This window comes from Chloroflexota bacterium (assembly GCA_020850535.1).
GTDB lineage: Bacteria > Chloroflexota > UBA6077 > UBA6077 > JACCZL01 > JADZEM01.
The window spans coordinates 1-7,441 of sequence record JADZEM010000030.1 but is presented as its reverse complement, the minus strand read 5'-3'; the positions used below and the strand labels follow the sequence as shown (position 1 = coordinate 7,441).

5 protein-coding genes are annotated in these 7,441 nt (G+C 69.0%); all 5 read left to right on the top strand.

Translation table 11 applies throughout. The features are described from left to right. Positions 1–491: 491 nt before the first annotated feature. The 5 genes from IT306_05460 to ychF all read left to right on the top strand — a co-directional run bounded on the left by IT306_05460 (position 492) and on the right by ychF (position 7,318). The gene (locus tag IT306_05460) at positions 492–2,558 is read left to right on the top strand and encodes a hydantoinase/oxoprolinase family protein (protein ID MCC7367846.1); all 2,067 of its coding nucleotides are present in this window, start codon (positions 492–494) and stop codon (positions 2,556–2,558) included. 19 nt (positions 2,559–2,577) lie between these two features. Then, entirely contained in the window at positions 2,578–3,510 is a 933-nt protein-coding gene (locus IT306_05455; GenBank protein ID MCC7367845.1) for a sulfurtransferase, read from the top strand. Next, positions 3,510–5,231, top strand: a complete 1,722-nt coding sequence (locus IT306_05450; GenBank protein MCC7367844.1) for a hydantoinase B/oxoprolinase family protein — start codon at positions 3,510–3,512, stop codon at positions 5,229–5,231. Before IT306_05455 ends, IT306_05450 begins: the two co-directional genes overlap by 1 nt. 116 nt (positions 5,232–5,347) lie before the next feature. After that, complete coding sequence (locus tag IT306_05445; GenBank protein ID MCC7367843.1) at positions 5,348–6,046, top strand: Bax inhibitor-1/YccA family protein; 699 nt, start codon at positions 5,348–5,350, stop codon at positions 6,044–6,046. A 198-nt stretch (positions 6,047–6,244) separates the two neighbouring features. Next, positions 6,245–7,318, top strand: coding sequence for a redox-regulated ATPase YchF (ychF, locus tag IT306_05440; protein MCC7367842.1), 1,074 nt, complete (start codon positions 6,245–6,247; stop codon positions 7,316–7,318). The last annotated feature ends 123 nt before the right edge of the window (positions 7,319–7,441 follow it).

Here is a 7,441-nt window from a genome sequence, read left to right as displayed (position 1 = left end):
TACGATCCTGCAGTCGCTGCGCGACGCTGTAGTCTCACCAGTCCCTGTCCGTGCCCGGTGTCCGTCGCGCAGCGACGGCATGCGTGTAGGCGGGGACTTCAGTCCCCGACCGCCCGTTCCATGATGCTTCGGGGACACCAATCAACATGCAATCGCCCTGATGCTGCTACCAGGGCAATCGCATGGTGATGTCGTCGTGCCGCCGCGTCGGGGCTTGAAAGCCCCGCCTACACTCATGCAGTCGCTGCGCGACGCTCCAGTCGCACCAGTGCCTGCCGTTCCCGACGGCGTGACTGTAGGCGGGGACTTCAGTCCCCGACCGCCCGTTCCCTGATGCTTCGGGGACACCAATCAACATGCAATCGCCCTGGTTGATGCCCAACGCATCCCACAGCGTGTGAAGTGAGTGCGATCCCCGCGTTCAGCTATCCTCTCGCGACCGTCGCCCCGGCGCGGCGCGTCAATGGCCGACGGGAGGGCGAGACCTCAGCATGCGCTACCGAGTGGGTATCGACATCGGCGGCACCTTCAGCGATCTCGTCGTGATGGACGAGGCCGGGCGGGTCAGCACGCTGAAGGTGTCCTCCGCGCCGGACGCCGTCATCGCCGGGCTGGTGGACGGCCTCCGCGATCTCCAGAGGCAGGCTGGCCTCGCGCCGGCCGACGCCGTTGCCGTCGTCCACGGCACGACCGCCGCCACCAACGCCATTCTGGAATATCGCGGGGCGCGCACGACGCTGATCGCGACGCGTGGCTTCCGCGACATCCTCGAGATTCGCCGTCTGCGCGTGGGCCGGCTCTACGACCTGGGCTGGGACAAGCCGAAGCCGCTCGTGCCCCGGCGGCTGCGCTTCGAGGTGGCCGAGCGGCTGGACATCGCCGGGAACGTCGTGGAGCCGCTGGCGGCGGACGACGCCGCCCAGGTGGTCGATGCGGCGCTGGCGACGGGCCCGGAGGCTGTAGCTGTCGTCCTGCTCCATTCCTACGCCAACCCCGACCACGAGCGACGGCTGGGAGAGCTGCTGGCGCAAAAGGCTCCTGGGCTCTTCGTGTCGCTCTCCCACGAGGTGCTGCCGGAGATCGGCGAGTATGAGCGCACCTCGACCACGGTCATCAACGCCTACGTCGGCCCGATAGCCGACCGCTATCTGGGGGCGCTCGAGCAGGGGCTGGAGGCCGGCGGCGTCCGTGCGCCGCTGCTGATGATGCAGTCGAACGGCGGAGTGATCCGGGCCAGCACAGCCCGGAAGCGCCCGGCCCAGGTGGTTGAGTCGGGGCCGGCCGGCGGCGTGGTGGCGGCGGTGCGCCTGGCCCGCCAGTGCGGCGTCCCGAACCTGATCACCGTGGACATGGGCGGGACCACAGCCAAGGCCTCGATCGTCGAGGATGGCCGGCCGTTCCAGGTGGCCGAGTACGAGGTCGGGGCCGGCATCAGCGTGGGCAGCCGCATGTTCAAGGGCGGTGGCCACACGCTGCGGGTGCCGGCGCTCGACATCGCCGAGGTCGGGGCGGGCGGCGGGAGCCTGCTGCGGGTGGACCCCGGCGGCGGATTGCGGGTCGGGCCGGAGAGCGCCGGTGCTGTGCCAGGGCCGGTCTGCTACGGCCTCGGCAACGAGCAGCCGACCCTCACCGACGCCAACCTCGTGCTCGGCTACCTGAACCAGATGCACCTGCTCGGCGGGACGCTGCCCATCGACGGTGCGGCCGCGCACCGCGCGATGCAGGAGCACGTCGCCGGGCCGCTCGGACTCGATCTGCTGCCGGCAGCCTACGGTGCACACCAGATCGCCGTCTCGAACATGGTGCGGGTGGCCCGGGCCGTCTCCACCGAGCGCGGACGCGATCCTCGGCGCTGCACGCTGGTGGCGTTCGGCGGTAACGGTCCCGTCCACGCCGCCGAAGTCGCGCGGCAGCTCGACATCTCCGAGGTGATCGTGCCGCCCTGGCCGGGCCTGTTCAGCGCGTTCGGGCTGCTGGCGGCTGAGACCCGTCACGAGGTCTCACAGGCGAACCGGCAGACGCTGGCCGGCCGCACACGCGCCGACCTGGAGGCCGGCTTTGCCGACCTGGAGCGCGCGGCCCGCGCGACGCTGCGCGAGGAGGGCCATCTCGACGCGGTGATTCAGGTCGAGCGGCTGCTGGATCTGCGGTATCGAGGACAGTCGTCCGAGCTGCGGGTGCCCATCGCCGACGACGGGCTGCTGGACGACGTGGCGGCCATCGCGTCGGCCTTTGAGGACGAGCACGAGCGGACCTACGGCTACCGCGACGCCGCCGACCGTGTCGAGATCGTCAGCTTCCGGCTGGTGGCGCGGGTCGGCGTCCAGCTACCAACCGCCCAGGCCGAGCCGCGGCCCATCGCTGAGGCCACCAGCCGTCTGGCCTACTTCGGCCGCGTGCACGGGGCCTTGGCGACGCCCGTCATCGGGCGCGGCGACCTTGACAGCGTCGCGCGGCCCGGGCCGTTGATCGTCGAGGAGTACGACGCCACCACCATCGTGCCGCCGGACTGGACGGTCCGCCTGGACGAGCACGCAAACATCCGGCTGACGGTCTGAGGCTGAAGGAGGGGACACGGTGACGCTGGCACACCCTGAGTACCTGGTCGAGACGGACTGGCTGGCGGCGAACCTGGACGACCCGTCGCTGCGGATTCTCGATTGCACGGTCGACCGGAAAGCCGGGCCGGACGGCGTCGTCCGCCTCGCCAGCGGGCGCGCGATCTGGGAGCGCGGTCACATCCCGGGCAGCGTGTTGGCCGACTTCGTCGACGACCTGTGCGACCGGGACAACCCGCTGCCGTCGATGTTGCCGCCGGCCGAGCAGTTCGCGGAGGCGATGTCGCGATACGGCGTGGGCGAGGGCGTCCGCGTCATCCTCTACGACGGCACGAAGGATAGCTGGCCGCACATGTGGTCGGCGCGCGTCTGGTGGATGCTGCGCGTGTTCGGCTTCGACAATGCGGCGGTCCTGAACGGCGGCTGGCACAAGTGGACGCAGGAGGGAAGGCCAGTCTCGACGGCCCCGTCCGCGTACTCCCCGGCGACGTTCGTGCCCCGCTATCGGCCCGAGCTGATCGCCGAGAAGGCTGAGGTCCGGGCAGCCATCGGTGCTGAGGAGACGCTCCTCGTCAACACCCTGCCGAGAGACGTGTACGCCGGCGCGTCCACCACCTTCGAGCGGCCGGGGCACATCGCCGGGAGCGTCAACGTCCCGATTGTCGGGCTGGTCGACCCAGACTCGCACGCCTACCTGCCAGCCGACGAGCTGCGGCGGCAGTTCGAGGAGGTCGGCGCGCTGGAGACCGACCGTGTCATCACCTACTGTCGGGCAGGCGTCGCCGCCAGCAGCGGGGCGTTCGTGCTGGCGCTGCTGGGGGCTGAGAACGTGGCCATCTATGACGGTTCGTTGTCCGAGTGGACCGCCGATCCAGACGCGCCGATGGAGACAGAGCCTGGCGCGCAATCCACGCCACCAGACCCCGCGCCCTCCGGCTCGGGAGGCCGCTGATGGCGACCGATCCTGTCACCCTCGAGCTGGTCAAGAACGCCATCGAGTCCGTCGTGGACGAGATGGCGCTGACGATGATGCGGACGGCCTACTCCAGCAACCTGAAGTCGTCCAACGACCTGTCGTCGGCGTTCGTGTCGCTTGACGGCGAGCTGCTGGCCCAGGGGTTCACCCTGCCGATGCAGCTCGGCTCGATTCCGGACGCGATGGCCGTGGTGATCGAGAAGTTCCGAGGCGACTGGCAGCCCGGCGACGTCGTGATCCTCAACGACCCGTATGAGGGTGGAACCCATCTGCCGGACATCTTCCTGATCAAGCCGCTGTTCCTGGACGGCGAGCACGTCGCCTACTGCTCGACCATCGCCCACCACACCGACATCGGCGGGCGGGTGGCGGGCGGAAACGCCTCAGACTCGACCGAGATCTATCAGGAGGGGCTGCGGCTGCCGCCGATCAAGCTCTACGACGCCGGCAAGCCGAACGGCGCGGTCTTCGAGATCATCCGCAAGAACGTGCGCGTGCCCGAAAACCTGCTGGGCGACCTCCGCGCCCAGCTTGCCGCGCTCCACATCGGCGAGCGCGGGTTGGGCGAGCTGGTCCACCGCTGGGGCAAGGAGACGCTCCTCACGGCCCTCACTGACCTGATGGCCTATACCGAGCGCCTGGCCCGGGCCGAGATCGCGCAGTGGCCGGACGGCGTCTACCGGTTCGCCGACTACATCGACGACGACGGCATGGACCCCGACCCGATCCCGATCGCCGTCACGGCCACGGTGCGCGGCGACAGCCTGGAGATCGACTTTGCCGGGACTGCGCCCCAGGTGCGCGGTGCGATCAACGCCACGGCGTCCTTCGCGAAGTCGGCGGTCTACGCCTGCGTGCGGGCGCTGATGAGCGCCGGCATCCCCAACAACGGCGGCTACTTCCGACCGATCACCGTCAAGGTTCCATCGCGCAGCGTCATCAACCCCGACCTGCCAGCGCCCGTGGCGGCGCGCGGCCTGACCGGCTTCCGCCTGACCAACGCGATCCTCGGCGCGCTGGCGCACGTCGCGCCCGACAAGATGCCGGCCTGTGAGTCCGGCGGCGACACCGGCATCACCATCGCCGGCTACTACGAGGACGACCGTGCCTTCGTCTTCCTGGAGTTCTTGCACGCGTCCTGGGGCGGCCGGCCGAACAAGGACGGTATCGACGCCTGCTCCAGCATCAGCGCCAACTTCTCGAACAACCCCATTGAGTTCCTCGAGGGCGACCATCCTCTGCGTATCGAGGAGTACGCGTTCGTGCCCGACAGCGGCGGGGCCGGGCAGTATCGCGGTGGGTTGGCGCTGACGCGGACCTACCGCTTCCTCGAACGGGAGGGTGCGCTCCAACTGCGGACGGATCGACAGAAGTTTCAGCCGTGGGGCCTCCAGGGCGGCAAGCCGGGCGCGCCGTCCTCAAACCTGATCGTGCGAGGCGGCGAGGCGGAGAGCCCGCCGTCCAAGGCGTACCGCATCCTCCACCGAGGCGATACCCTCAAGCACACGATGGCCGGGGCCGGCGGCTACGGCGACCCGCTCGACCGTGACCCCGAAGCCGTCGCCGATGACGTCGCCGACGAGAAGGTCACCCTCGTCGCCGCCCGCTCCGAGTACGGCGTAGTGCTGGACCCTGGCACGCTGGCCGTTGACCGCGACGGGACGGCCCGCCTCCGGGCGGCGATGCGAGCGGGTTAGGGTTTGATGAACCAGCCGCCTGAAACGACGACAGGCGGGAAGGGCAAATCTATACTCCAAACAAGCGTTCTCCTCGCCTCGGGTGCGAGGGGTGAGAGTCTTGGAGGCATCTCGCCGTGAGCTACGATCAGATGCAGTGGACCTACGGGCGGACGATGACCGCCGCCCAGCGAGGGACGCTCGTGGGGCAGGTCATGGGCCTGCTGGCGTTCTCGCTCCTGTTTACGGCTGGAGGCTACGTCGTCGGGCGGGCGCTCGGGCCGCTCGGCATGATCCTGGGGATTGTTGGCTCGCTGGGAACCGTCCTGGCCCTCAGCTTCGCGCGCCAGAAGATGTCGTCGGGCGTCGCGCTCGCCGTCTTCTACGCGTTCAGCGTCTTCGAGGGGATGACGCTCGGCCTCATTATCGACCAGTATCTCGCGCGCGGCATGGGTATGGTCGTGGTCAACGCCGGGCTGACGACAGCCGGCCTGGTGCTGGTGCTCAGCGCCTACGCCTGGACCACCAAGCGCGACCTGAGCGGGATGGCGCCGTACCTGATGGCCGGCCTGCTGGCCGTGATCATGGCCGGCCTCGTGATGATGGTCATGAGCTTCTTCGGCGTCGCACCGGGGATCTTCGGGTTCCTGCTCTCGGTGGTGACGGCGGTCCTGTTCTCGGGCTTCGTCATGTACGACATGCAGAACCTCAAGAACGCGCAGGCCGGCGTGGACGACCCGATCATGCTGGCGGTGGGCATCTACCTCAGCATCTTCAACCTCTTCCTGGCGATCCTGCGGATCTTCGGGTTCCTGAGCAGCAGCAGCGACGAGTAGGGCGCTCACCGCATCCCAAAAGCCGCGTGCTGAAGACGCCGCCCCCGCCTGGGGCGGCGTTCTTGCATGCCTGGCGTGCAAACCATGCCCCTCCGGCCCGCACGGGTTGACGGGTCGTTCGTGTAAGGTTTAGCGCAGGAGCGTGGCCGCTCGACAGAGGCGGCGCCTGAAGGGGTTACCAGCGTGCAGATCGGGATCATGGGTCTGCCGGGCTCGGGGAAGACCACCGTCTTCAACGCCCTGGCGCACGCCCGCGCGGCGGTCGGCGGGTACTCGTCCGCGAGCTCGGAGCCGAACCTCGCCGTAGTGAAGGTGCCCGATGCGCGCCTGGATCAACTTGCGCCGCTGTTCGAGCCAAAGAAGTTCACGCCGGCCGAAGTGCAGTACGTCGACGTGGCCGGCATCGTGCGCGGCTCGGGCAAGGACAGCGCCGGCTCGCTGTTGGCCCACCTGCGAAACACCGACGTGCTGTTGCAGGTGGTCCGTGCCTTTGGCAGCGCTGCCAGCCAGGGGACGGACCCGACGCCGCTGGACGACGTCGAAGGGCTGAACCTTGAGCTGATGGTGGCCGACCTCGACGTGGTCGAGAAGCGGCTGGAGCGGGTGCAGAAGGAAGCGAAGCTCAACAAGGGCACGCCCGCCGAGCGATTGGTTCGCGAGCAGGAGCTGGAGCTGTTCACGCGTCTGCACCAGTCCTTGACCGCTGAGCGTCCCCTGCGCGAGGTCGAGCTGACCCCCGCCGAGGAGCGCTCGCTGCGCGGGTATGGGCTGCTGACGGCCAAGCCGCTGCTGGTGCTGGTCAACCCCGACGAGCCGGGCGAGGCCGCCGATGCCCTGGTGGCGAAGATCTCCGAGACGCTCGGGGCCAACGCCGGCGCGGTCAGCCTGGCCGGCAAGCTGGAGATGGAGCTGGCCGAGCTGCCCGACGACGAGGCCGCCGAGTTCATGGAGGCGCTGGGCATCGCCGAGTCCGGACTGGCGAAGGTCATCCAGATCTCGTACAAGCTGGCCCGGCTGATCTCCTTCTTCACGGTGGGGCAGGACGAGTGCCGTGCCTGGACCGTCAAGGACGGCAGCACGGCGCAGGAAGCGGCCGGCGCGATCCACAGCGATCTATCGCGCGGGTTCATCCGGGCCGAGGTGATCCACTGGGATCAGCTACTGGATGCGCGTACCTATCCCGAGGCTCGTAAGCGCGGACAGGTGCGGGCCGAAGGACGCGGCTACATCGTCAAGGATGGGGATGTCCTGAACATCCTCCACAGTAGCTAGAAGCCCGGCCGGAAAGGGGGGCTACCGGGAGGGTGGGGCGGCCGGGTAGGATGAAGGCAGCCGGTGGGTCGGGGTGCAGGGATGCTGGGGAAGCGCGGGCCACAGCGGGGGCTGTTCGAGGCG

Coding starts and splice junctions, on each gene's coding strand:
- IT306_05450 (MCC7367844.1), top strand. CDS start 3,510: ATGGCGACCGATCCTGTCACCCTCGAGCTGGTCAAGAACGCCATCGAG.
- ychF (MCC7367842.1), top strand. CDS start 6,245: ATGGGTCTGCCGGGCTCGGGGAAGACCACCGTCTTCAACGCCCTGGCG.
- IT306_05460 (MCC7367846.1), top strand. CDS start 492: ATGCGCTACCGAGTGGGTATCGACATCGGCGGCACCTTCAGCGATCTC.